Source organism: Streptomyces sp. NPDC046465, assembly GCF_040646035.1.
Lineage (GTDB): Bacteria > Actinomycetota > Actinomycetes > Streptomycetales > Streptomycetaceae > Streptomyces.
The window spans coordinates 1-24300 of record NZ_JBEYZK010000049.1 but is presented as its reverse complement, the minus strand read 5'-3'; the positions used below and the strand labels follow the sequence as shown (position 1 = coordinate 24300).

The window sequence follows — 24300 nt, the reverse complement described above, 5'->3', positions numbered from 1 at the left end:
ATCCGGAAGTCGTGCGCGTAGACGAAGACCGTGCGGCCCTCCACCGTGCCCCACCCGGTGATCACACCGTCGGTGTAGGGCTTCTTGTTCTCCAGGCCGAAGCCGGTGGCCCGGTGCCGGCGCAGCGCCTCCACCTCCTGGAAACTCCCCTTGTCCAGGAGCAGTCCGATGCGCTCGCGCGCGGTCAGCTTGCCCTTGGCGTGCTGGCGCTCGGTGGCCGCCGGATCCGGGCCCTCCCGCACCCGCTCCTTGATCTCCCTCAACTGCTCGACGGCGTGGTGCGGACTCTCCATCGCTGCACTCCTCCCCAGGCGGGCCGATTCGTCCGACGATCCGATGCGCCGCTCCCGCGGCCGTCACCGCGCGGCCCTCACCGCGCGGCGCCGCCCGCCACGGCCGCCGCCCGCGGCTCGGCCACCAGCTCGGCGAGCAGCCCCGCCAGCTGCGCGAGGGTGGCCTCGCGCAGCAGGTCGTGCGCCACCACCGAAACCTGCAGAGCCGCCTCCAGCTGCCGCTTGAGGTGCAGCGCGAGCAGGGAGTCCACGCCCAGCGCGCGCAACGGCCGGTCGGGCCGGACGCGGTGGGCCGGGGGCACCCCCAGGGCGTGCCCCAGCTCCCGGCACAGCCAGGTCTGCAGGGCCGGGGCCCGCACGCCGGTGTCCATGGCGCGCAGCACGGACCCGTCGGTGGGCCAGGCGAACAGCACAGAGGAGTTGGACAGGGCCATGGTCGTATCGCTTCCACTCGTGAACAGGGCACAGGACGGTGCGGGCAGAAATTCAGGGGCGCCGGGCCGGGTCAGGCCGCCGCCTGCCGGCGCGCGGGCGCCGCCTCGCGGCGGGCCAGGCACTCCTCGAAGAAGGCCAGGGCCCGCAGGTGGTAGGTGCGCGCGGACCAGCCCAGGCTGATGTTGTGGCCCGCCTCCGGCTGGCGGTCCACCACCAGGTGCTCGACGGACCCGAGCCCCGCGCGCAGTTCGGCCAGGGCCTCCTCGTCGTGGCGCCACCACGCCTCGTGCTCGGCGAACGTCAGCCGGGTGGGCACCCGCACCCGCCCGGCCAGGCGCGCGAAGGAGGCGGGCCAGCGTGCCGCCTCGGAGCGCTCCAGCTCGGGCATGGTGGTGACCATGTCCGCGCAGGTGCGGAACGTATCGGGCGGATACAGCCGCAGCGCACCCCAGTTGTGCCGCCAGTGCCCGTGCCCGGCGGCCGAGGGCAGCCGGTCCGCGGGCACCGCGAACCGGTGCCCGCAGCCGGAGATGTCCAGGCCCAGCAGACCGGCCGGCAGCCCGGCGCCGGCCGCGCACGTCAGCGCCAGCTTCCCGCCGTAGGAGTGGGCCAGGACGAACACCCCCGCCCCCACCTCGTGCCCGGCGGCGAACCGGGCCAGCGCGGCCCGCAGGGTACGCGCCTGCCCGGCCAGCGTCTGGCCGCGCGGCAGCCGCGCCGCCGACGCGCCGTAACCGGGCCGGTCCACGGCCAGCACCTGAAAGCCCAGACGCATCCCCACCGCGAACAGGGACTGGCCGGGATGGGCCTGCCCGTCGAAGTAGGCGGCGCTCATGCCGCCGCCGTGCAGGGCGAGCACGGTGGCCCGGGGCGGCGCGCCCCGGGCCGGCGCGCCGAGCAGCCCGGACAGCGCCAGGCCGCCGGCGTCCAGGGTGATGCCCCGCACGCCGGGGGAGCGCTCCGGCCCGCTCACCGCACCCGCGCGGCGCCCGCCGCGCCCCCCTGGACGGCCCCGGCCGCACCCGGCGCACCGAACCAGCGGTGCAGCGCCGCCCCCAGCCCCTCCACCGCCCCGGCATCCCGGGCCCGCTCGGCCGCCCAGGCCACATAGCCGTCCGGGCGCACCAGCAGCGCCGCGGCGTCCGCCAGCGCCTGCGGGGCCTCGGCGCGCACCCGCGCGGTGACCACCTGCTCCCGCCAGGGCTCGGCGGCCGCACACAGCGCCGCATCCCCGGCCAGGTCGAGCAGCACCCCGCGCGCCGGGTGCAGCAGCTCCATCGTGCTGGTGCGCCCCGCCGCGCCCGCCAGCACCCGCGGCGGGATCCGGCGCCCCACCAGGGGGTGGCCGCCGGTCATCGTGTCGTAGCGGATGTCGACCCCGCTGACCAGCCCGGCCAGATGACGCTTGACGTCGTCGTACTGGATGAGCTCCCCGAACAGGGCGCGCAGCGGGTCCATCTCGGGCCCGCCGACGAACAGCATGCCCTGCGCCTGGGTGTTCATCAGCAGTCGCGCACCGGCCGCGTGCCGCTCGGCGTGGTAGGAGTCCAGCAGCCCCTTCGGCGCCGTTCCCCTGCTCTGGGCGGCCAGCTTCCACCCCAGGTTGGCGGCGTCCTGCACCCCGGTGCTCAGCCCCTGCCCGCCGGCCGGGAGGTGAATGTGCGCGGCGTCCCCGGCCAGCAGGACGCGCCCGCGCCGGTACTCGGTGACCTGCCGCGTCGCATCGGTGAACGAACTGACCCAGTGGGCCGTGCCGTTGCTGATGTCCTCCCCGGTGATCCGCCGCCAGGCCCCGGCGACCTCGGCGAAGGACACACTGCGCTCCCGCTCCTCGTCCGGCGCCCGGTCCGGCACCACGATGATGCGGTCCACGCCCTCGCCCAGCGGCGCGGCCATCACCATGCCGTGCTCCAGGCGCTCGCCCAGGAACCGCGGCCGCAGCCCGCACCCGGCGACATCGGCCAGATACATGGTGCGCGTGGCATCCGTGCCCGGGAAGGAGAACCCCGCCGCCCGGCGCACCGCACTGCTGCCGCCGCCGCAGCCCACCAGATACGGGGCGCTCAGCCGCTGCACCCCCCGGGGCGTGGCGACCGCGATCTCCACCCGGTCCTGGTGCTCCTGCAGTTCCAGAAACTCCCAGCCGCGCCGCAGATCGGCCCCCAGGGAGATCACCCACCGCTCCAGGACGTCCTCGGTGCGCGACTGCGGGATGCCGCGCGCCCCGAAATGGGCGTCCGGCAGCACGGTGTAGTCGAACTGCACCCCGCCGAAGTGGCCCAGCGGCGCCACCTCCAGGCCCTCGAAGTGCGCCAGCAGCCCGCGCTGGTCGAACACCTCCATGGCACGGGCGGTGAAACCCAGCCCGCGGGACTGCCCGGTGGGCTGTTCAAGGCGCTCCACCACGAGGACGTGCGCCCCGCCCAGGCGCAGTTCTCCGGCGAGCATCAGCCCGGTCGGGCCCGCCCCGACCACGATCACGTCCGCGTCCATGCTGGACCTTCCTTCGAATCCGGAGGCCGAACCGGCCTTAAAAATGCGTCAGCCGAAGAGCTGCGCGATGTGCTGGGGGGCCTTGGTCCTGCCCCACTCCACGGCCTGCCCCAGCAGCTCGGGGGTGGCCTCGAAGCAGCGGGTGGCCGGATCGCCCAGCGCGAACGGCGCCGGCAGGAACTCCGACTCCCGCACCCGGGCGAAGATCCGCCGCGCCGCCTCGGCCGGCTCCAGCTCCCCGGCCTCCACCGCCCGGCAGTTGGTCCGGGTGAAGACCAGCAGCGCCTTGATGTCCTCGCCCACCGGAGCGGGCAGACCGGGCGTGGTGGTCTGCTCCAGATCCTTCAGGACCTGCTCGTCGCGGCCGTCCATGAACCGGCGGTACGCCCGCTCGACGGTCATCGTCGGCATGATGCTGGTCGACTCCCACACCCGCAGCACCGCGTTGAACAGGTCGTAGTGGCCAAAGCCCACGAACGAGCTGTAGACGAGATCGTCGTGGACGTCGTACAGGCCCTGCTGGAGCCGGTCGATGTAGGCGAACCGCTCGGTGGACCAGTCGCCGTCGCGGGAGGCCTCGATCAGCCGCCAGGCCAGGGAGTTGACCACCTCCACGGTGTTGGTCAGGCCGCGTGAGTACAGCGCGTCGGTGAACCCGGCGGCATGCGCGGTCAGGCAGTAGCGCTCGCCGACGGTGCGCGAGGAGGAGTACTGCAGACGCCCGGTGCTCACCCACGGCCGGACCGTGCGGGCGTCGGTGAACTGCTCGGCGATCTGCGGGAAGCGCGCCAGGAACGCGTCGAACTCCTGCTGCGGCGTCGAGCCGTCCTTGGGGTGGGTGCGCTCGTCCAGGGTGAGGCCCACACTGCACAGCGGGCTGAGCGCCCCCTCGTGGTTGTCGAAGGGGATCACCCACAGCCAGCCGCCGTCGAAGACGTGGTGGAGCGTGCCGTGGTGCCAGGGGCTGGGCTGCTTGTGGCCGGCCGCCGAGGGCGCCCGGTCGTAGGGGGTGACGCCCACCATGTGCGTGAACATCGACCGCGAGTGGTGGCGGGCCCGGGTCGGCTCCTCGCGCAGGTGGAACTTCTCCGCGACCGGGGAGCGGAAGCCCCCGCAGTCCACCAGGTACTCCGCCCGGTGCTCGCTGCCCTTCTCGCAGCGCAGCAGCACCCCCGCGTCGCCGGTCTCGATGTCCGCGATCCGGGTGGCGAGCAGCGGCTGGGCCCCGTAGCGCACCGCCAGGTTGAACAGGAACGCGTCGGTGTCCTGGCGGAACAGGTGGCTCTCGGTGCGCTGCCACTCGGGCACCACCAGCTGGTTGACCTCCTCGGGGTTCTGCTCGCGGCCCTCGCGGTGGTAGACGAAGCCGAAGTTCTGCTTGCGCCCCGACATGGGCGAGATCTTGTCCTGGATGCCGCGGAAGGAGGCCAGCGCCTCGATCTCGGGCACCCGGTAGCGCTCGGCGATGATCCGGGTCATCGCCGAGGTGTAGGGGATCGTCGACTCGCCCACCGCGAACCGCGGATGGACACCGGCGTCGATCAGCAGCACCTTCACGCCGTTGCGGGCCAGCACCGCGCCCAGCATGCCGCCCGCCATCCCGGCACCCAGGATGGCCACGTCGTAGCGGTTCTCCACGCGCTCACTCCTCTTCATGGCTCACTCTCCGAAAACAGCAGGGGACAGGACGGGGGACGGCGCCACCGCCGCGCCCGGCACGGCCTCGGGCGCACCGAACCAGCGCGTGAGCGCCTGGTGCAGGGAGACCGCCTCGCCCGGCTGCACCCAGGCGATGTGCCCGTCGGGGCGCACCAGGAGCGCGGCGACGCCCGCGAGGGGACCCGGCACGTCCCCGGCCGGCCGCGCCGTCACACAGGCGATCCGGCCGGGCCAGGCCGCGGCCACCGAGTGCAGCAGCGCGGCCTCGGGGCGCAGGGTGAGCAGCACGCCCCGCCCCGCCCGCAGCAACCGCGCACCCGTCAGCTCCTGGCCGCCCGCCCTCAGGCGCACGTGCGGCAGGCGGGCGCCCAGCAGCGGATGCTCCCCGGGCCCCACGTCGTGGCGCACGTCGAGGCCGGAGACCATGCCCGCCAGATGCCGGCGCACGTCCGGCTCCTCCAGCAGCTCGCCCATCAGCGCGCGCAGGCTGGCCGCCTCGGCGCCGCCCAGCAGCAGCTGCGCCTGGGTGCGGATGTTGTCAAGGACGCGCCGGCCCACCGCGTGCCGTTCGCGGTGGTAGCTGTCCAGGAGCGTGTGCGGCGCCCGCCCCCGGGCGACGGCGGCCAGCTTCCAGCCCAGGTTCACCGCGTCCTGCAGCCCCAGGTTCAACGCCTGCCCGCCGATGGGCATCTGCTGGTGCGCGGCGTCCCCGGCGAACAGCACCGGGCCCTGCCGGTAGCCCTCAAGGAGCCGGCAGGCATCACCGAAGGCGTTCACCCACAGCGGCACCCCGCAGGCGATGTCCTCTCCGGTGACCCGCCGCCACACCCGGCACACCTCGGCGAAGTCCGGCTCCCTGGAGCGCTGGCGGGCCGGCACGCCGAACTCGTGCACCATCACCCGGGTCACGCCGTCGGCGCGCCGGGCGGCGATGGCCAGCCCCGCCGGCAGCCGCTCGAAGCGGCGGTCGGCGATGTCCAGGCCCGCGACGTCGGCGCGCAGCAGTTCACGCCCGGCGTCCTGGCCGGGGAAGGCGGCGCCCAGCAGGCGGCGCACCGTGGAGCGTTCGCCGTCGCAGGCGGCCAGGTAGCGGGCGCGCACCCGCACCGGGCCCGCCGGGCCCGCGGCCACCACCTCCACGCCCGGCCCGCTCACCCGCACCGCGCGCACCTCGTGCCGGCGCCGCACCCGGGCGCCCAGGCCCGCCGCCCAGTGGCCGAGCAGCTCCTCGGTGCGGGTCTGGGGCACCTTCCACTGCCCCGGGTGCGTGCTCTGCAGCGTCAGATCAAGGGGCAGGCCGCCGAAGTGCCCGCGCACCTCGCACGGCGGCGTGCCCAGCTGCTCGAGCAGGCCGCGGCTGTCGAGGATCTCCATGGTGCGGGCGTGCAGCGTGGAGGCCCTGGACTGACGGGTGGGGCCCTCGCGCTGGTCCAGTACGACGACGTCCGCGCCGCCCAGGCGCAGTTCACCGGCGAGCATCAGCCCCACCGGCCCCGCGCCCACCACGACGACGTCGCTCTCACAACGGTCCACGGCCATGATCAGTGCTTCTCCGCGTAGTCCTTGGCGTGGCCGAGCGTGGCCCGGCTGTTGGTGGACAGCGCGCCGCGCACGTAGTCCCGGGCGTCGGCGACGGTGGCGTCCGCGCCCAGGATCCGCGCGATGTTCGCCGTGTTGAGCACCACGGTGTGCTGCGAGGAGGCGACGGTGACGCCGTCGGTGCCCTCCTCGAAGGTCCAGTAGCCGGTGTGCAGCGTCATCAGCGCGGGCAGCGTGACCTGCTTGTAGGCGATCCTGTGGTGCGGGAAGCAGACCCGGTAGGACTTGGTGGTGTGCACCGAGCCGTCCTTGGCGCGGGTGTCCATCTCCAGGCTCTGCAGGCCCGGGGTGTCCTCGAGCAGGCGCACCGTCGCCACGTGCGGGAGCCGCTCGGCCCACGCCCCGGCCTCGTTGACGAAGTCGTACAGGTCCTTGGCGCTGCCCCGCACCCGCACGCTGTCCTCGAAGGCGAACGTCAACTCCGCGGCGGCCACGGCCAGTTCCACATTGGTCTTCAGGGCGGCCAGCTCCGCACGCGAGTTGCGGTCCACCGCCTCCTCGATCCACTTGAGGCCCGCCGGGTCGTCGTCGATGGCCCGGTAGTCGTGCAGGAGGCGGATCCGCGAGGTGTCCGGGGACAGCGGCTCGATCAGCCAGGTGCCGCCCATCGCCGCGACCGGCGGCGTGGACACCTCCTGACGGAAAGTGATCTTGAGGTTCGCGGCGTCCAGGGTGCGCCGCGACGTCCACTGCTTGGCCTCGCCGTTGGCCGTCGCCCAGATGCGGATGCGCTCCTCGTGCGCGCCCTTTTCGACGTGGTCGACGTGGATGGTGGGCGGGAAGATCCGCGGCCAGTTCTCCACCTCGGCGATCAGCCGGTAGACGGTCTGGGCCGGCGCCGCCACCGTGATCTCGTGCTCGACCTCACGCGTCGTCATGGTCCACTCTCCTTGGTCTGTTGGCTGGTGGGGCCCGGCCCCGTCGCCGGGGTCAGAAGTTGCCGAGGCCGCCGCAGACGTTCAGCGCCTGCGCGGTGATGGAGGCGGCCGTCTCGGAGGCCAGATAGCCGACCAGGCCCGCGACCTCCTCGGGCGTGGAGTAGCGGCCCAGCGGGATCTTCGCCTGGAACTTGGTGAGGATCGCCTCCTCACTCGTCTCGTACGCCGCCGCGTAGCCCTGGCGCACCCGCTGCGCCATCGGCGTCTCCACATAGCCCGGGCACACCGCGTTCACGGTGATCCCGCTCGGCGCCAGCTCGTTGCCGAGCGCCTTGGTGAAGCCGACGACGCCGTGCTTGGACGCGGAGTAGGGGGCGCCCAGGACCACGCCCTGCTTGCCCGCGGTGGAGGCGATGTTGATGATCCGGCCGCGGTCCCGGTGCCGCATGCCGCCGGCGTTGAGGACCGCGCGCGTCATACGGAAGACGCTGTTGAGGTTGGTGTCGATGACGTCGTCCCACAGCTCGTCCTGGAGGTCGGCGGTCACTCCGCCGCCGGACCGCCCCGCGTTGTTGACCAGCACGTCCACCGGCCCGAAACGTTCGACGGCGCCGCTCACGAAGGCGGCCACCGAGGCGGGCGCGCGCACGTCCAGGGCGGCGCCGTCGACGTCCAGGCCCTCCTCGCGCAGCTGCTTGACGGTCGAGGCGACGTTCTCCGCGGTCCGGGCGCCGATGAACACCCGGTGGCCCTGGCCGGCCAGCAGCCGGGCGACGGCCAGGCCGATCCCGCTGGTGGCTCCGGTGACGAGGGCGACACGCTTGTCCTGCTGCATGATCAGTTCTCCCTGGGGTGGGGCGGGGTCAGACCGCGGCGGAGGCGGACAGCCGGGCGTTGACGGCGGCGATCAGAGTGCGCGGGGTGCGGTTGTCGGCGAACACGTCGTCGTCCAGGGCGATGCCGTACTCGCGCTCGATGCGGCTGCCGGTCTCCAGCAGCGCCAGCGACTCGTAGCCGAGGTCGTCGAAGTCCTGGTCGAGGATGTCGCCGTCCAGGGCGGCGCCGTCGTCGGCGCCGGCGCCCTCCAGGAGGATGCGCGTGAGGTCGGCGAGCGCGAACTGAGGAGTGCTCATGATGGCTGTCCCTTCGGATGGGCGGATCGTGGTGAGGGCGGGCGGGCAGCACAAAGGCCGCACCGGGCACAAGGGCCCCGTACGGCCGTGGAAAATACGTGCGCCGCCCGCGGGCAGGGCGGAGACGAAACAGGGAAAACCCGGGCGGGCCCCGCCCCCCCAACGCCGACGCCCCTGCCGGCGGCGGGGGATTCACACCGGCAGGGGCGCGCTTTGGGGGCGGGGCCCGCACCAGGGGCCCGCTCGCCGACCGGCCGCGCAGAGGCGGCCGGAGAGTGAGGATCAGGCGGCGAACAGCCTGCGCTTTTGGTAACTCGACTCCCAGAAGAGCTTGTTGAGGACCTTCACCGGGGCGGGCATGGTGTCCAGGAACCGCTTGCGCTCGGCGACGTCCCGGCCGTCCATCACCCAGGGAATGTAGACGGCCGCCCCCTTGGGGCCCTGCTTCTTGGCCATCGCGCTGCGAAAGGCGTCCCAGTCCTTGTTGGTGAGCACGTCCTGGATCAGCGGCAGCGCCGCGTCCTCCTCGTGGCGCATGTGCGAGCCGAGCGCCTGCGCCAGCCGCTCGACCCGCTCGCCCAGGTCCGCGGAGCTCTGCGCCAGGCCCGTGTCCACGGCCGCGAGCACCGCGTCCAGCGAGGCGTGCTCCGCCTCCATCTCGGCCATGAGCTTCTGGTCATCGGGCCGCTCGGTCACCTGCGCGGCGACCCGCGGCCACAGCACGGCGTCCTCCACGGTGTGGTGGACGTGCAGCTGGCGCTTGAAATTCTCCCAGCCGGCCCGGACCTGGGAGGTACCGGCCCGGCCGGACGCCACGGCCGCCGCGAACCTTTCGAGGTCACGCCGGAACGCATCGTGCGTCGCGTACATGACGGCGAAGTTGATCGGAGCCTGCTGTGCAACTGCCATGGTGAGCCGTTCCTTTCGTCGGCGACCGGCCCCCGGCCGGTCGACAGATCAGACAACGCGCGTCCGCGGAGGGGGAGTTCGGATCTCCCCAGCCGGACTCCCGCACCCCGCGGCCGGGGCTGCCCTCGCGAACGAGAGGGGAAGGGCATGGACGGGTGTGACATGGAGCCCCGATTCTGTGAGGTGAAACACATCCGTGGCGTGGATGTCACACTCCGCCCCGCCGCGGCCTCACAACAGCGACGCGTCACACGGGAGGTGCACCATGTCCGAGAGTGCGGACGACGGCTACAGCGGCGAAGAGCCGGGCGGCGACGACGCCGTGACCGAGCGCGGCACGCCCGAAGGCGCCGTGCGGGACGTCATCGAAGCCTCCACCGAGGTCTTCGTCGGCTACCGGGAGCTGCTCTTCTCCATCGTCTACAACCTGCTCGGCTCCGTCGCCGACACCGAGGACGTGCTGCAGGAGACCTGGCTGTCGTGGTCGGGCAAGAAGAGCCGCTCGCCCCGCCAGGAGATCGAGAACCCGCGGGCCTACCTGGTGCGGATCGCCGTCAACCACGCCCTGGCCCGCAAGGACGCCATCACCCGCAGGCGCGAGACGTACGTGGGGCCCTGGCTGCCCGAACCCCTGATCACCAAGACCGCCGAGGACCGCGCGCCGGACGTCGCCGAACACGCCCTGCGCACCGAGTCGGTGTCGATGGCCATGATGGTGGTCCTGGAGACGCTGACCCCGCTGGAGCGGGCGGTGTTCGTGCTGCACGAGGTGTTCGGCTACGCGCACACCGAGATCGCCTGCATCCTGGACCGCAGCCCCGCCGCGGTGCGCCAGCTCGCCCACCGGGCCCGCGCCCATGTGCAGGCGCGCCGCCCCCGCTACGAGACGACCCCGCAGGTCCAGCAGGAGGTCACCGAGCGCTTCGTGGCCGCGGCCCTGGGCGGCGACCTCGACGCGCTGATGGAGATGCTGGCCCCGGAGGTCACCATGTGGACCGACGGCGGCGGCAAGGTCCGCACCGCGGGCCTGCGGCCCGTCTCGGGCCGCGACAAGGTCTGCCGGATGCTCGCCGGGTACGCGGAGCGGGCCCCCAAGGACATCGACATCCACTACCGGCACGTCAACGGCGATGCCTCGGCGGTGGTGTTCTCCGAGGAGTCGCCCTACGCGGTCATCGTCATGGATCTGACGCCCGCCGGTGACCAGGTGCGCGGCATCTACGCCGTCACCAACCCCGACAAGCTGGCGCGGGTGCGCTCCGGCGGTGATGACGAGGAGTGAGCGCGCCGGTGCAAGGACAGGCTCTCAGCGCGGGGGCCGGCCGGGCAGGGGATCGCTCTCCTCGCCCCGGCCGCCCGCGGCCACCGGCACCGAAGGCCCGGCGCCCGCCGTGCTCTCCGGCCGCTCCGGGCCGGTGGCCGCGGGGGTTCCGCCCATGCCGAGCAGCCGCAGCAGCGGGCCCGCCATGGCGGTGGTGAGAAGGGCCATGACCACCATCATGGTGAACATCTGCGCCGAGATCAGGCCCAGTTCACGGCCGATGCCCAGGATGACGAGCTCGGTCAGGCCGCGGGTGTTCATCAGGGCCCCGAACGCGCCGGCCTCGCGCCAGCCCAGGCCCGCCGCCCGGGCGGGCAGTGCGGCCCCGGCGAACTTGCCCAGGACCGCGGTCCCCACGATCAGCGCCAGGGCCAGCAGCCCGGAGGCGCCGAGCGCGCCGACGTCCACCGAGAGCCCGGTGACGACGAAGAACACCGGCAGCAGCAGGGTGGAGACCTTCTCGATGGGCGCCTCGACCTCGTGGTGCAGTTCGGGGGCGCGCCGGCGGGGCATGACGAGCCCGAAGGCGAACGCGCCGAAAATGGCGTGGATCCCGATCCAGGAGGTGGCGAAGGAGGACACGAAGACGCCCGAGACGATCAGGACGAGCAGGGTGCTCTTGTCGGTGCGGGTCCCGCGCCGGCGCAGCAGCACCCGGGCCAGCAGCGGCCGCACCCCCAGGGCCATCACCAGGCCGTAGGCGACGGTCAGGGTCAGGACCAGGAAGAACTCGCCGGTGCCGCCGGCGCCGGCCACGGCGACCACCAGGACCAGGACGCACCAGGCGACCACGTCGCCGATGGCCGCGCAGGCCATGGCCAGGGTGCCCACCCGGGTGGTGGACAGGCCGCCGTCGCGGATGATGCGGGCCAGGACCGGGAACGCGGTGATCGAGAACGCGGTGGCCAGGTAGAGGATGAAGGTGCCCCGGCCCACGTCGTGGGTGCCCTGCGAGGAGTAGAGCAGGGCGGCGGCGCCCGCGCCGAGCGCGAAGGGCACGGCCATGGCCAGGGCGGCCACCGCGCCGACCGAGCGCCCCCGTCCGCGCAGCCGGGTCAGGTCGAGCTCCCAGCCGGCCAGGAACATGAAGAGCACCAGGCCGACCTGGGAGATCGCGCCGAGCAGCGGCCGGGCGTCGGCGGGGAAGATCTGTGCGGGCACATCGCCCGGCAGCAGCCCGAGCAGGCTGGGGCCAAGGAGCAGGCCCACGGCGATCTCCGCGACGACGGGCGGCTGGTGCAGCCGGCGTACGCATCGGGCCATCGCTGCCCCCGCGAGCAGGACGATCGCAACATCGATCAGGACAATCGCTTCCAGTGGCAGGGCATCGCCCGTCGCCATCTCGCCTCCACACGCATCACGGAATGCGGGGTCGCGCCGGCCGGTACCCGGTCGGACAGCCACCGCCGTTCACGACCGGGCCCCCGGGCGGGGGCTTTTCGGGCAACGGGTCAGGTGTGCTCGCGCACCTCCCGCAGGGGCCGGGGCTCCACGGGGCGCAGCTCGATGAAGTCGAAGGCCTTGAAGCGGCGCAGCAGGGGCCGCAGCGGGGCCGGGACGACGGCCTGCTTGTCGTCCACGAACACCCGCGGGTCGGCCAGTTGGATGCGCCGGCCGCGGGTGTGCAGTTCGCAGCCGTTGTGGGCCAGGGTGTTGCGCACCCAGTCCGACTGCGGGCCGTAGGGCAGCGACATCACGTAGTGCGGGCCGCTGCGGAACACCTTGACGGGGGTGCGGTAGGCGCGGCCCGACTTGCGGCCGCGGTGCACGACGGCGCCGAAGCCCGGCATGCGGGTGAGCACCGGGCCCACGAACCGGTTGGCGAAGCGGCGGTTGAAGCGGGCCAGGCGCCGCTGGACGGACGCGCCGGAGGTCTTGGTGGTGCCGGACATCCACGGCTCCCTTGGCTGGTCGGGTCGGTGGCTGGGAACACGGGGGTTCCTAGCTGTCGAACATGGGGTGCGGGCCGCTGGGTTCGTCCTCCAGGGATCCCATCGAGCCGCGGAAGAAGATCAGCGGTTCGGTGTCGGCGCGCGGCACGCCGAGTTCGGCGACCTCGCCGACGAAGATGGTGTGGTCGCCGCCCTCGAAGGCGTTGACCAGGCGGCAGGAGAGGAACGCCATGGCCTGGCCGAGCACGGGCACGCCCACGCTGGAGTAGCGGTGCTCGACGTCGCTCAGGGCCGCGGTGTGCTTGCCGGCGAACTTCCAGGCCAGCGGCTCCTGCCGGCCGGCCAGGAAGTTCACGGTGTAGGCGCCGGACTCCTCCACCAGGGTGCGCAGCCGGGAGGCCTGGTGCAGGCAGAACAGCACCAGGGGCGGGTCGAGGGAGACGGAGGTGAAGGAGTTGACGGTGGTGCCGGCCGCGCGGTCCCCGCTGCCGCTGGTGATCACGGTCACGCCGGTCACGAAGAGGCCGCACACGGTGCGCAGTGTCTTGCCGTCGATGGCGCGGGGCTGCTGCTGTCGTTGGGTGTTGGTCGGCGTCGCGGTCATGCGCGCCTCCTGGGGATCGGGGGAGAGTGGGCTGCGGGCGGGCCGGGTCAGCTGACGCTCTGCGCGAAGGTGAAGACCCGGTGGGGGTCGTAGGCCTTCTTCACGGTGACCAGGCGCGGGTGGTTCTCGGCGTAGTAGGAGTGCTGGAAGTCCTTGAGGGCGGGGTCGATGAAGTTCTGGTACGTCTCGCCCGAGGAGTAGGGGTCGATGGCGGCGAAGCCGCGGTCCACCCAGGCCTGGCCGGCCGCCTTGTCGGCGTCGGTGGGGGTGGCCGAGCCCGGGATGGCCACCAGGAAGTTGGTGGTGACGATGCTGTCGCGGTGCACATAGGCGGTCGCGGTGCGGGGGAGGTCGGCGGCGGCCCCGCCGACGGGCAGTATCTGCATCTGGTGCATCTGGCCCGCCTGGCGGTGGGTCTCGAAGACGGCCAGGGCGCCGGCCCAGCCGGTGCGGGCCATGGGCTCTTTGAACATGCGGCTGCGTTCGAGGCTGAAGGAGGGCCGGGGCAGCTGTCCTTCGGCGGTGGCCTCGGCGCGGTGGCACTGGGGGACGGTCTTGGTCGCGCAGCCGTAGACGCCCATCATCAGGTCGCGGTAGGCGACGGGGCCGCCGGTGCGGCCGGCGCTCGGGCCGGTGAGCGCCAGGAGCCGGCCCGTCTCGTCGTCGAGCTGGGCCTGGGTGCCGGTGGAGACCAGGCGGATCGCCGGAATGGGGACGGCGCCGGGCGCCGCGTCGGGCAGGGTGATCACGCAGGCGCCGCCGATGGCGCGGGGTGCGTCCACCAGCCAGCGGGTGTAGCCGTCGGCCATGTCCAGCGCCTTGTCCCAGGAGAAGACCAGGGTGGCGGTGGCGACGTCGGTGACGGGGGAGGGGCGCAGCGTGTAGGAGGTGACGACGCCGAAGTTGCCGCCGCCCCCGCCGCGTATCGCCCAGAACAGGTCGGGGTGGCTGGTGGCCGACGCCGTCACGTGGCGGCCGTCGGCCAGCACCACCCGGGCGGAGGTCAGCGCGTCGCAGGCCACCCCCAGCGGGCGGGTGAGGAAGCCGACGCCGCCGCCGTGGATGAACCCGCCGGCGGCGACGGTGGCGCAGGCGCCGCCGGTCACCGCGAGCCCGGCGGGGGCCAGGGCGTTCAGTACGTCGACGTTCTGGGTGCCGGCGCCCAGGGTGGCCCGGTTGCCGTTGAGGGTGACCGTGTTGAGCCGGGAGACGTCGATGACCAGGCCGGTGGTGGTGGAGTAGCCGCCCAGGCTGTGGCCGCCGCTGCGCACGGACAGCGCCAGGTCGTGGTGCTGGGCGAAGGCCAGGCACAGCGCGACGTCCGCGGGACTCTCGCAGTAGGCGACGGCTTGGGGGCTGATGGTGTCGTACTGCTTGGAGTCCAGCTGTTTGGCCAGGGCGTAGCCGGCCTCGCCCGGCAGGACGAGGTCGCCGCGCAGGTGGCCGCGCAGGCGGTCCCAGGGCGGGCCGGCCAGGGCGTGCCCGGCGGTGGGCCGCAGGGCGATCAGGCCCAGGGTGGTGGCGCCGGAGGCGCCCAGGAGTGTTCTTCGACTGATCATGAAGATGTCCAACCACGAGCGCCCCCGGCCCTGTGGGGGCCGGGGGCGGATTCGGATCCGGGAGGGGTGTGGTGCTGGGGGGGCGGGGTCAGCCGGCGACGGGGGCGTCCTGGTCCGTCGTGGTGCTCTCCGGCCCGGCCGGTGCGCCGTGGCCCATGCCGGAGGGGGTGGGTCCGCCCTTGAGGGCCAGGCAGAGCGCGGCGCCGGCGAACATGGTCAGGGCGGGCACCAGCATGGTGGGCTGGAGCGCGTCCACGAAGCTGTTGGAGAAGACCTTGCCGGCCAGTTCCTGGAAGGTGTGCGCGACGTTGTCGGGCACGTCGGCGGGCAGTGAGCCGCCGCCCTGGTCGGTGCCGACCCCGACGGTCTTGGCGCCGTCGAAGGCGGCGGTGAAGCCCTCGCGGTAGGGCTCGGGCAGTTGGGTGGCGCTGGCGGCGGCCTCCTCGCGCATCTGGGAGACTAGCTGGGCCTGCAGGACCGCGCCGATGACGGCGCCGGCCATCACCGAACCGACCTGGCGCAGCGCGTTGTTGACGCCGGAGGCGGCGCCGGTCAGGTGCGGCGGCACGTTGCGCATGACCTCCGAGCCCATCGGGGCGAAGGTGCATCCGGCGCCGAGCCCGGCGACGAACAGCGGGCCGACGAACGCCGTCCAGCTGCTGTCGGTCTCGGCGGTCAGCAGGATCCAGGTGATGCCGATGCCGAACATCGACAGGCCGGCCGTCAGGATGTACTTGCCGCCGTACTTCTCCGAGAGGATGCCGGCCGGTCCTGCGGTGAACAGCGAGCCCAGGGCCAGCGGCACCAGGACCAGGCCGGTCTTCATGGCGCTGAAGCCGAGCACCGACTGCAGGTAGATCGTGGTGGGCAGCAGGATGCCAAGGACGCCGAAGGAGACCGCGATGCCGACGAGGTTGACGACGGAGAAGTTGCGGTCCTTGAACAGCGAGAAGGGCAGCAGCGGTTCGTTGTCCTGCTGGCCGCGCTCGTAGAGCAGGAACACGCCGATCAGGGCGACGGAGGCGCCCACCAGCGTCCAGATCCAGGCGTTCCAGTCGTAGCGCTCGCCCTCGGTCAGGCCGAAGGCCAGGCAGAACAGGGCGGCCGAGGCGAGCAGCACGCCGGGCAGGTCGTAGCGGTGCTTGATGACCCGGGTGTGCTTGGGCATGACCCGCAGGCCGAACACCAGCACCAGGATGCCGATGGGGATGTTGATGAAGAACACCCACCGCCAGTCCAGGTGGGTGACCAGCAGGCCGCCGAGGGTCGGGCCGATCGCCCCGGAGACCCCGGCCACCGCACCCCAGACGCCGTAGGCGGCGCCGCGCTTCTCGGGCGGGAACACATCGGTGATGATCGACAGGGTCTGCGGGATCAGCATCGCCGCACCCACGCCCTGCACCGCGCGGAACGCGATGAGCTGGGCGGGATCCTGCGCGAGGCCGCAGGCCAGGCTCGAGAGGGTGAACAGGGCCACGCCGGACAGGAACAGGTTGCCCTTGCCGTGGATGTCGCCCAGCCGGCCGGCGGTGATGATCAGGGTGGCCAGTACGAGGGTGTAGGCGTTGACGACCCACAGCACCTGGTCGATCGAGGCGCCCAGGTCGTCGGTCATGTCCGGGATAGCGATGTTCACGATCGTCAGGTCCACCAGGGTCATCACGAACCCCAGGCACAAGACGCTCAGAACCGCCCACGGATTTGTCTGTCGTACTTGAGTCATGTTCCTCTCCTAGTGGGCGTCCAGGCCGCTCACAGCGTGTGGTGATGCATCCAAGAGGGCCGGGCGCACGCGGGGTGTGACATGCGCGCCGCCAGTGAGACGCACGCCACACCCGGGCGGCGCCCGGCCGGCCCGACCGCCCGGCACGCCCCGCCTCCTGACGTGATGTCAGGCGATGCAGATCCCCTCGACGGCGACCTTCTCGTAGGCGTGCGGGTAGGCGGTGATCCCCTCGGGGTACTTCGCCGCCGCCTGCTGGAACTCCGGCGTGCTGAACGCGGCGAACAGCGCCTGGGTGGACTCCCACACCGCGACGTTGACGACCAGGCGGCTGCCGGCCGTCCCCTTGTGCAGCTGCGTCTGGATGCAGCCGGGGCTGGCCTTCATGTACGCGGCGTCCTCGCGCCAGACGGCCAGGAACTCCTCGTAGTGCTCGGGCGGCACGTCGAAGACGTTGACCAGGGTGATCGGCCCGGTCGTCTCCTGGAACTGCTTCATCAGCGGGGTGTCCGCATCCAGCGCTTCGATTCTCATGGGCGTCCTTTCGCGAAGAAGGGGTCAGAGGTCCTGCGGGTCCAGGTCGTCGGGGGTGATCTCGATGACCGGGATGGCGCGGCTGGCCCGCTTCTGGAACTCGCCGATGAAGGGGAACACCTCGGTGAACTCCCGCCACCTGCGGTCGCGTTCGTCACCGGCCAGGATGCGCGCGGTGGCCGGGAACTGCTCGGGGCCGATGTCGACCCGCACCTGCGGGGTGGCGCGCACGTTGTGAAACCACGCGGGGTGGGTGGCCTTCGGACCGCCGGGCACGTCGAAGTGGCCGGGCGCCGCGCACACGATGTAGCGGCCCTTGTCGTAGACGTAGCCCACCGGCAGGGTGCGCGGCAGCCGCGACTTGCGGCCGGTGGTGGTCAGCAGCATCGCGTCCAGGCGGCCGAAGTGCCCCATGACCTTGCCCTTGGACGCGCGGTACAGGAACAGGTGCAGGTGCAGGAAGGACTTGTTGACCTTCTTGACGTACTTGTTCGGCGGCTTGGAGTACAGATAGACGTTGAACCGGGTGAAGGCCTCCACCAGCGGGTTGGTGTTCTCCATCTGCGGCCGGGTGGAGGACCACGAGGACAGGGCCCTGTCCTTGGTGTCCGGCATGGTCTGCGGCATCGCCGTATCCCTTTCCTTGTACGAAGAGTGCGGGCGCGGGCCTAGAGCGGCTTCCTGCCCTTGAGGGCGGAGCGCACGGAACTGGAGAGCAGCGAGCGGGCCATGTCGCGCATCTCGCCGGCCGGCGCCTTGCGCAGCGACCAGCTCATGAACTTCGCGACGTCCGCCGTGCTGGGGTACACGAACCGCTTGGACTCCTCGTCCTTCCAGCCGAACACCGGGTTCAGGCCCTCGCAGTCGCGCAGCGCCGCGAAGATGATGTCCGCGGCCGTGTCCCCGTCCACCTCGCCGACCTCGTACTTCTCGCAGGTCTCCGCGGTCAGCTCCAGGATGTGGCGGAAGTCGTCCTGCGGCCACCACAGGCCCGGGTAGGCGTTCTCCTCCAGCTCCTTGAGGTGGCGCACGTCGCCGTCCAGCTCGTACTGGACGCGGGCGCGGTGCAGCCGCATCACCCCCGGCGTCAGGAACCCGCCCCACACCCGGAAGACCGCGTTCCACAGCCGGAAGTGGGAGAAGGCGATGTAGGAGCTGTTGACCAGGTCGTCGTTGTACTGCAGCAGCCCCCGCTCGACCTGCTCGACGTAGGCGAAGCGCTCCACCGACCAGTCGTCGTCCTCGATCGACTCCAGCAGGCGGCTGCACAGCGCGTGCACCACCTCGAAGGTGTTGGAAAGACCGCGCGAGTACAGCGGGTCCAAGAAGCCCGCCGCGTGCGACATCAGGCACCAGCGGTGCCCGATCGACTTGGTCGAGGAGTACTGCAGGCGGTCCGTGGAGATCCACTCACGGACCCGTTTGGCGCCCACGAACTGCCGCTTGACGGCCGGGTACTTGTCCAGGAAGGAGCGGAACTCCTCCTCCGGCGTCATGTCCTGCGGCTTGGGGTAGGTGCGCTCGTCCATCGTCAGGCCGACGCTGACCATCGGGTTCCTGGAGCCCTTGACGTTGTCGAAGGGGATGATCCAGAACCAGCCGCGCTCGATGAGGTGGTGCAGGGTCCCGTTGTGCCACTGGGCCGGGGGGCGCTTGCTCACCGGGTGGTGCGAGACGTCGTCGAAGGGCTTGATGCCGATGTAGTGCGTGAACAGCGAGCGGGCGTGGTGCTTGAAGCGGGCCGGCTTCTCGCGCAGCGCGAACTTCTCCGCCAGCGGCGAGCGGAAACCGCTCGCGTCAATGAGGTACTTGGCCCGGAACACCTCGCCGTTCTTGCCGCTGACCGTCACCCCGTCCTCGTCGAAGTCGAGGTCGGTGGCGAACCAGTTCTGCCGGGTGAGGCAGCCGTACTTCGCCGCGACGTTGAAGTAGTACTGGTCGCTGTCCTGGCGGAAGAGGTGGCTGGCGTCGGTGAGCGCCTTGGGGATGACGAACATCGTGGCTTCTTCGGGATCGGGCTCCTGGCCCGCCTCGTGCTTGATGAACCCGAAGTTCTGCTTCTTGCCGTGGTGCGGGCCGAGATGGTCGGCGACCGCCTTGACGTTCAGCAGATGACCGAGCTCGGGCACGTCGAAACGCGACTTGAGAATGTGCAGCCACTCGATCAGCTGCGGCGTCATCGACTCGCCGACCGCGAACCGCGGGTGCTGCCCCGCGTCCACGAGCACCACCTTGGCGCCCTGGCGGGCCAGGATCGCCCCGGCCACCGAGCCCGCGAGCCCGGAGCCCAGGATGAAGACGTCGCAGTGCTGGACCTTGTCGGATTTCTTGGCCTGGCCGCTCGCCATGACCTTGCTGGGCATACGCGCCACCCTCTCTTCAAGCTCTCTTCACGACGGATTGCCTGCTGTGCCTGTCGGGGCGTGCTGTGCCTGTCGGGGCGCGGCCGGCCTCTAGGGGGCGGATCGGGACACCACCAGGGCGGAGTTGAAGCCGCCGTACCCGCGGGCGATCACCAGCGCGGTCTGAAGGCGGGCCGCGCGGGCCTGCCCGGTGACCAGGTCGAGCCGGTGGGCGGGGTCGGGCGTGACGTGCACGGTGGGCGGGATGACGCCGTCGCGCAGCGCGAGCAGCGCGGTGGCCACATCCAGCGACGCGGCCCCCGAAAGGAGGCGCCCCACCATCGTCTTGGGCGCGGTCACCGCCACCCCCCGGGGCCCGAACACCGCCGCCAGCGCCTTCGCTTCGGTGCGGTCCAGGTCGGGCACGGCGGCCGCGTCCGCGAACACCACATCCACCTCGCCGGCCCCCACCCCGGCATCGGCCAGGGCCCCTTCGATGGCCCGGCCAAGACCCGGCGGGCGGCCGCTGCCCGGCTTGGGATCGAAGGTGGCGGCATACCCGCGCACCGCCCCGTACACCCGGGCGCCGCGCTCGCGCGCCGCACCGGCCTCCTCCAGGATGAGCAGCGCCCCGCCCTCGCCGGGCACATGGCCGGCCGCCGCGGCGTCGAAGGGCAGATACGCCCGCTCCGGATCCCGGCTGGTGCTCATCCGGCCCCCGGCCCACTGGGCGACGTGCCCCCAGGGGCAGATCGAGCCGTCCACCCCGCCCGAGACGATCAGCCGGCTGCCCTTGCGGATCTGCCGGCGGGCCTGCGCCAGCGCGTCCAGGCCGCCGGCCTGGTCGGAGACGATCACGCCGCTGGGGCCGCGCATCCCGTTGCGGATGGAGATCTGGCCGGTGTTCACCGCGTAGAACCAGGCGAAGGACTGATACGCGGAGACGTAACTGCCGCCCTTGGACCACAGGTTCTGCAGCTCGCGCTGGCCGAACTCGAAGCCGCCCGCCGAGGAGGCGGTGACCACCCCCATGTCGAAGGGGTCCCACGCGCCCGGGTCGACACCGGCGTCCTTGAGCGCCCAGTCGGCGGCGACCAGCGCCAGGCGCGTCATGTGGTCGGTCTGCGCGATGAGCCGGCCCGGCAGATGGTCCTCGGCCCGGAAGCCGGGGACCTCCCCGGCCAGGCCCGCCGGATAGCCGGCCGCGTCGAAGCGCTTGATGTCCTCGATGCCGCTCTTGCCGGCCAGCGTGGCATCCCAGTAGGCCTCCAGGCCAAGACCGTTGGGGGCGGTGACACCGATCCCGGTGACCACGGTGCTCTTCACGCCGCCCTCCGCAACACCATCGCGCTCTGGAACCCGCCGAAGCCGCTGCCCACACTCAGCACGGTGTCGGTCCGCTGCTCGCGGGCCACCAGCGGCACATAGTCCAGGTCGCACTCCGGGTCGGCCTCGTGCAGATTCGCCGTCGGCGGCACCACGTTGTGCTCGATGGCAAGGACCGAGGCGGCGATCTCCAGCGAGCCGATCGCGCCCAGGGAGTGCCCCACCATCGACTTGATGGAGCTGACCGGGGTGCGGTAGGCGTGCTCGCCCAGGCTGTGCTTGAACGCCGCCGTCTCGTGCCGGTCGTTCTGCTTGGTGCCCGACCCGTGGGCGTTGATGTAGTCGACCTGCCCGGCCTCGATCCGCGCCTCGTCCAGGGCGAGGCGGATCGCCTCGGCCATCTCCCGCCCGTCGGGGCGCAGCCCCGTCATGTGGAAGGCGTTGCAGCGCGTGGCGAACCCGGAGATCTCGGCGTAGATGTACGCGCCGCGCCGCTCGGCCCGCTCGCGCTCCTCCAGGACGAACATCGCCGAGCCCTCACCCAGCACGAAGCCGTTGCGGGTCCGGTCGAAGGGCCGCGAGGCCCGCCCGGGCTCCTCGTCCCGGGGCGTGGTCGCCTTGATGGCGTCGAAACAGGCCACCGTGATCGGGGAGATGGGCGCCGCGGACGCCCCGGCCAGCATCACATCGACGCTGCCCTCACGGATCAGCTCGGTGGCATAGCCCACCGAGTCGAGCCCCGAGGTGCAGCCGGTGGAGACCACCGCGGCCGGGCCCTCGGCGCCGATGCGCCAGGCCACCTCGGAGGCGAACGAGCTGGGCACGAAGTAGTCGTACAGGTGCGGCACCGCATAGCGGTGGTCGACCAGGTCGAGCCGGCCGCCGTCACTGACGATGTTGTACTCGCGGTCCAGGGCCATGGTCGCCCCCACCCCGCTGCCGATGGTGACGCCGGTGCGGTGCGGGTCGATCGTCTGGGGGGTCAGGCCGCTGTCGGCCATCGCCTCGGCGGTGGTGACCACCGCGAACTGCGCGGCCCGGTCCATGCGCCGGATCTCCTGCGGCGTCAGCCCGTGCTGCTCGGCGTCGAAGTCGACCTCGGCGGCCACCCGCGAACGGAAGGGCGCCGGGTCGAAGAGGGTGATGCGCCGGGTGGCGGTCCGGCCGTTGCTCAGCAGGTCCCAGAACTCCTTGGCGCCGACACCGCCGGGCGCCACGACCCCGATGCCGGTTATCACTACATCGCGTCCCATGCGGACGGCGCTCCCTTCCGGGGGAAAAGCGTCACGAAGACCGGGTCCAGTGGTAGAAACGCTCGGCCATCGCATCCGCGGGCGAGCGCCAGGTCTGCGGGTCGTAGGCCCCGATGTACGGCTTGAGGTCGTCGCTGATCCGCACGAACAGCGGGTGCGTCCTGGCCTCCTCGATCACCTGTCCGCCCTGGTCGGAGTCGAAGTCCTGCAGATGGAAGTAGAGGCCGCGGTAGGCGAAGAGCTGCCGGCGCCGGGTCCCCATCAGATCGGGCATCTCGGTGCCGTCGAACTCCCCGAAGATCCGTGCCACGTCACCGCCTGAGCCGGGGTCCATGCGCGCCACGATCAAAGTGCTGTGCATCGGCTGTCTCCCGTTGGTCAAAGGGTTGGTGCGAAACCGGCCCGGCCCGGCTGCCGCGACAGGGCGGCAGGGGCGGGGGGCGGGCTCTGGGGCGAAGTCCCGTCGGGGCCGTGCAGACGGCCCGCGGGAGAAGTGCCGGTCATGTCGCGGCGGCCGGCGCGCCGCCGAATTCGGCGGGGCCCGGGGACAGTTCACCGGACTCTGCCCCATACCTTCTTCGGCCGGCGCCCGTATTTCAATGGGAAGAAGTGCAGAACTCCGTCAGAAATTCTTCAGAGAATTGCAGACCCGCCGCAGCAGCCCTGCCCCCGCCGCCCCGCGGCGCCCTCCCGAACGGCCCGCCGCAGCGCCCCTTCCCGGCGCCCCGCTGCGGCAGGCCCTGCCCGCCCGCCCCGTCAGCCGCCCTGCCCCGGGGCCGCCGCCGCACCGGGGGAGCGCCCCCCGCGGCGGCGCGCGAAACACGCGTGCACATCGGACTCCGCGTACGAGGTCCGCCCCGCCCGGCTGCGCCGGCGCCAGCGCTGCTCACTGGCCAGGCGGTAGACCGTGCCGGTGGACACCGACCACAGCCGCGCCACGTCCCCGGCGCTCAGCCACCGCTCGCCCTGCCCGCACAGGGCGCGCCGCAGCTCCGTCCACAGCTCGCCCGGCCAGGCATGCGCGGGATCGGCCTCGCAGCGGATCGCCGTGCACGCCTGCGTGCCCGCCCCGCGGAAGTCGGCGACCAGCGTGCCGGCACAGCCCTCGGCCACACACGGCCCCACCCGCACCCGCCGCACGGGCGTGCCCCGGCCCACCCGGCGCGCGGCCGCCGCCAGCCGGGCGATCTCACCGGCCGCGTCGGTGGCCGCCGGGTGCGCGGCCAGCCAGTCGCCGTGCAGGAGCAGGAAGGCGGCCAGCCTGGAGACGCTGCGCTCGGGCGCGGGCACCCGGCGCTGGGCGCTGACCAGGCCGGCCCACGAACCCAGCGTCCGCACGATCGAGGTGCGCACATCGGCGGCCGCCTCGTTGAACGCCATCCCCGGCATCGAGGGGTTCCCGCTGACCCGCTCCCGCACCCCCAGGCCGCCGCCCCCGCCGAGCCGGTGCACCAACTCCTCGTACAGGGCGGGCAGTTCCTTGAGGCTGCGGGCAAGCAGCCGCAGACAGCCCGGGCACAGCCGCAGTCCCTCGATGGCCGGGGCCCCGTCCCGGCCGGGCCCGCAGTGGGCCCCCTCGCACCGGGTCCGGGTGACGGTCGCTTGCAGTTCACGCTGGTTCATCTGTATTCCCCCGTAGTCCCGCGCGCCGCCGCACCCCCGCTGCCGTGCAAGAAGGAAAGGGAGGCCCGGCCGCACGCAAACGCCGTATACAAACGACATACGCAAAACTCGTACGCACCCAGGGACCGAAAATAAGGAAAAGCGAAGGACGCAAAAGACGGGCAAGGAGGGCCAGTGCGCCGAAGGGATCGCCCGCCCTCCGCCCGCCCGGTACCCCGCCCCGCGCACCCCCACGTTCCCCATCGCCTGCCGCCCCCGCCGTGCCGCGCGGACAGCTCCTGCGTGCTCCCCGCCCCCGGTGCGGTCCGCACGCCCAGGACAGCGCACCGGACCGGCCGACCGGCCCGGCACCTGCCTTCGAACGCGACCGCGTACGGGGGCGGGATTTCGGCCACCGTAAGGAATCGCGTGCCAGCGCCATGCCAGCACCAGGCCAAGAGAGCCACTGGACTGCCCCCGCCCCTGCCCGCCCGCCCCGCACCCCCGGCCCGCCCGGGCGCCGGAACCGGCCCGCACGGGCGCAGTGTTGGCGCGCCGGTGCACTCCAGCTGACCCGGCGCTGGCGCTGCGCTGGCGCGCCCTGACCCATGCTGGGGCGCCAGAACGCTCCCAGGCCCCCCCGGGGGGGGGGCCATCAAGCAGGCCGGTTACGTCCCCGGTGAGCAGATCGCGCTCGCCCTCGACGTCGCCGCGTCCGAGTTCTACAAGGACGGCTCCTACGAGT

The 24300-nt window shown here is 72.4% G+C and carries 23 protein-coding genes and 1 pseudogene; 2 read left to right on the top strand and 22 right to left on the bottom strand.

The window, feature by feature from the left end; genetic code table 11:
- The 10 genes from ABZ953_RS38420 to ABZ953_RS38375 form a co-directional block, all read right to left on the bottom strand.
- On the bottom strand, positions 1 to 293 hold a 293-nt coding region (locus ABZ953_RS38420; protein WP_361734024.1), incomplete at its 3' end, for a carboxyl transferase domain-containing protein.
- Positions 294 to 370: 77 nt separating this feature from the next.
- On the bottom strand, positions 371 to 727 hold the full coding sequence (locus ABZ953_RS38415; protein ID WP_361734022.1) for an acyl carrier protein: 357 nt from the start codon (positions 725 to 727) through the stop codon (positions 371 to 373).
- A gap of 71 nt (positions 728 to 798) precedes the next feature.
- On the bottom strand, positions 799 to 1701 hold the full coding sequence (locus ABZ953_RS38410; RefSeq protein WP_361734020.1) for an alpha/beta fold hydrolase: 903 nt from the start codon (positions 1699 to 1701) through the stop codon (positions 799 to 801).
- A complete protein-coding gene (locus ABZ953_RS38405) occupies positions 1698 to 3221 on the bottom strand; it encodes an FAD-dependent monooxygenase (protein WP_361734018.1) in 1524 nt (507 codons plus the stop codon). The genes ABZ953_RS38410 and ABZ953_RS38405 overlap by 4 nt, the downstream gene beginning before the upstream one ends.
- A 48-nt stretch (positions 3222 to 3269) precedes the next feature.
- Positions 3270 to 4877: a tryptophan 7-halogenase gene (locus tag ABZ953_RS38400; RefSeq protein WP_361734016.1), complete on the bottom strand. Its 1608-nt coding sequence runs from the start codon at positions 4875 to 4877 to the stop codon at positions 3270 to 3272.
- Between the two features lie 3 nt (positions 4878 to 4880).
- Entirely contained in the window at positions 4881 to 6419 is a 1539-nt protein-coding gene (locus tag ABZ953_RS38395) for an FAD-dependent monooxygenase (RefSeq protein ID WP_361734014.1), read from the bottom strand.
- A 2-nt stretch (positions 6420 to 6421) separates the two neighbouring features.
- Positions 6422 to 7357 (bottom strand): aromatase/cyclase, encoded by a 936-nt coding sequence (locus ABZ953_RS38390; RefSeq protein ID WP_361734012.1) that lies wholly within the window; start codon positions 7355 to 7357, stop codon positions 6422 to 6424.
- A gap of 52 nt (positions 7358 to 7409) precedes the next feature.
- Entirely contained in the window at positions 7410 to 8192 is a 783-nt protein-coding gene (gene fabG, locus ABZ953_RS38385; RefSeq protein WP_361734010.1) for a 3-oxoacyl-ACP reductase FabG, read from the bottom strand.
- A gap of 28 nt (positions 8193 to 8220) precedes the next feature.
- Positions 8221 to 8490 carry an acyl carrier protein gene (locus tag ABZ953_RS38380; protein WP_361734008.1) on the bottom strand — a complete coding sequence of 90 codons (270 nt, stop codon included), beginning with the start codon at positions 8488 to 8490 and terminating at the stop codon, positions 8221 to 8223.
- A 282-nt stretch (positions 8491 to 8772) separates the two neighbouring features.
- On the bottom strand, positions 8773 to 9399 hold the full coding sequence (locus ABZ953_RS38375) for a hemerythrin domain-containing protein (protein ID WP_361734006.1): 627 nt from the start codon (positions 9397 to 9399) through the stop codon (positions 8773 to 8775).
- Positions 9400 to 9664: 265 nt separating this feature from the next.
- On the opposite strand from ABZ953_RS38375, the gene sigJ reads away from it, so the two are divergent.
- Positions 9665 to 10681 (top strand): RNA polymerase sigma factor SigJ, encoded by a 1017-nt coding sequence (gene sigJ / locus ABZ953_RS38370; RefSeq protein ID WP_361734004.1) that lies wholly within the window; start codon positions 9665 to 9667, stop codon positions 10679 to 10681.
- Positions 10682 to 10705: 24 nt separating this feature from the next.
- Here the strand turns inward: sigJ and ABZ953_RS38365 are convergent, their stop codons facing one another.
- From ABZ953_RS38365 to ABZ953_RS38310, 12 genes are all read right to left on the bottom strand, one after another.
- The gene (locus ABZ953_RS38365; protein WP_361734002.1) at positions 10706 to 12061 is read right to left on the bottom strand and encodes a cation:proton antiporter; all 1356 of its coding nucleotides are present in this window, start codon (positions 12059 to 12061) and stop codon (positions 10706 to 10708) included.
- A gap of 110 nt (positions 12062 to 12171) precedes the next feature.
- A complete protein-coding gene (locus ABZ953_RS38360; protein WP_361734000.1) occupies positions 12172 to 12612 on the bottom strand; it encodes a nitroreductase family deazaflavin-dependent oxidoreductase in 441 nt (146 codons plus the stop codon).
- A gap of 49 nt (positions 12613 to 12661) precedes the next feature.
- Positions 12662 to 13216: a flavin reductase family protein gene (locus ABZ953_RS38355; protein ID WP_361733999.1), complete on the bottom strand. Its 555-nt coding sequence runs from the start codon at positions 13214 to 13216 to the stop codon at positions 12662 to 12664.
- A gap of 47 nt (positions 13217 to 13263) precedes the next feature.
- Complete coding sequence (locus ABZ953_RS38350) at positions 13264 to 14775, bottom strand: FAD-binding oxidoreductase (protein ID WP_361733997.1); 1512 nt, start codon at positions 14773 to 14775, stop codon at positions 13264 to 13266.
- An 88-nt stretch (positions 14776 to 14863) separates the two neighbouring features.
- A complete protein-coding gene (locus ABZ953_RS38345) occupies positions 14864 to 16498 on the bottom strand; it encodes an MFS transporter (protein WP_361733995.1) in 1635 nt (544 codons plus the stop codon).
- Between the two features lie 168 nt (positions 16499 to 16666).
- Complete coding sequence (locus tag ABZ953_RS38340) at positions 16667 to 17032, bottom strand: antibiotic biosynthesis monooxygenase family protein (protein WP_361733993.1); 366 nt, start codon at positions 17030 to 17032, stop codon at positions 16667 to 16669.
- Positions 17033 to 17056: 24 nt separating this feature from the next.
- Entirely contained in the window at positions 17057 to 17659 is a 603-nt protein-coding gene (locus ABZ953_RS38335) for a nitroreductase/quinone reductase family protein (protein WP_361733991.1), read from the bottom strand.
- A 41-nt stretch (positions 17660 to 17700) separates the two neighbouring features.
- Positions 17701 to 19395 carry a tryptophan 7-halogenase gene (locus ABZ953_RS38330; RefSeq protein ID WP_361733989.1) on the bottom strand — a complete coding sequence of 565 codons (1695 nt, stop codon included), beginning with the start codon at positions 19393 to 19395 and terminating at the stop codon, positions 17701 to 17703.
- A 90-nt stretch (positions 19396 to 19485) separates the two neighbouring features.
- Entirely contained in the window at positions 19486 to 20700 is a 1215-nt protein-coding gene (locus ABZ953_RS38325; RefSeq protein WP_361733987.1) for a ketosynthase chain-length factor, read from the bottom strand.
- Positions 20697 to 21953, bottom strand: a complete 1257-nt coding sequence (locus ABZ953_RS38320; protein ID WP_361733985.1) for a beta-ketoacyl-[acyl-carrier-protein] synthase family protein — start codon at positions 21951 to 21953, stop codon at positions 20697 to 20699. The genes ABZ953_RS38325 and ABZ953_RS38320 overlap by 4 nt, the downstream gene beginning before the upstream one ends.
- A gap of 31 nt (positions 21954 to 21984) precedes the next feature.
- Positions 21985 to 22314 (bottom strand): TcmI family type II polyketide cyclase, encoded by a 330-nt coding sequence (locus ABZ953_RS38315; RefSeq protein WP_361733983.1) that lies wholly within the window; start codon positions 22312 to 22314, stop codon positions 21985 to 21987.
- A 395-nt stretch (positions 22315 to 22709) separates the two neighbouring features.
- Positions 22710 to 23576 carry a hypothetical protein gene (locus tag ABZ953_RS38310; protein WP_361733981.1) on the bottom strand — a complete coding sequence of 289 codons (867 nt, stop codon included), beginning with the start codon at positions 23574 to 23576 and terminating at the stop codon, positions 22710 to 22712.
- Positions 23577 to 24206: 630 nt separating this feature from the next.
- Here ABZ953_RS38310 and ABZ953_RS38305 point away from each other — a divergent pair.
- Positions 24207 to 24300: pseudogene (locus tag ABZ953_RS38305) on the top strand (hypothetical protein); the annotation flags it as partial.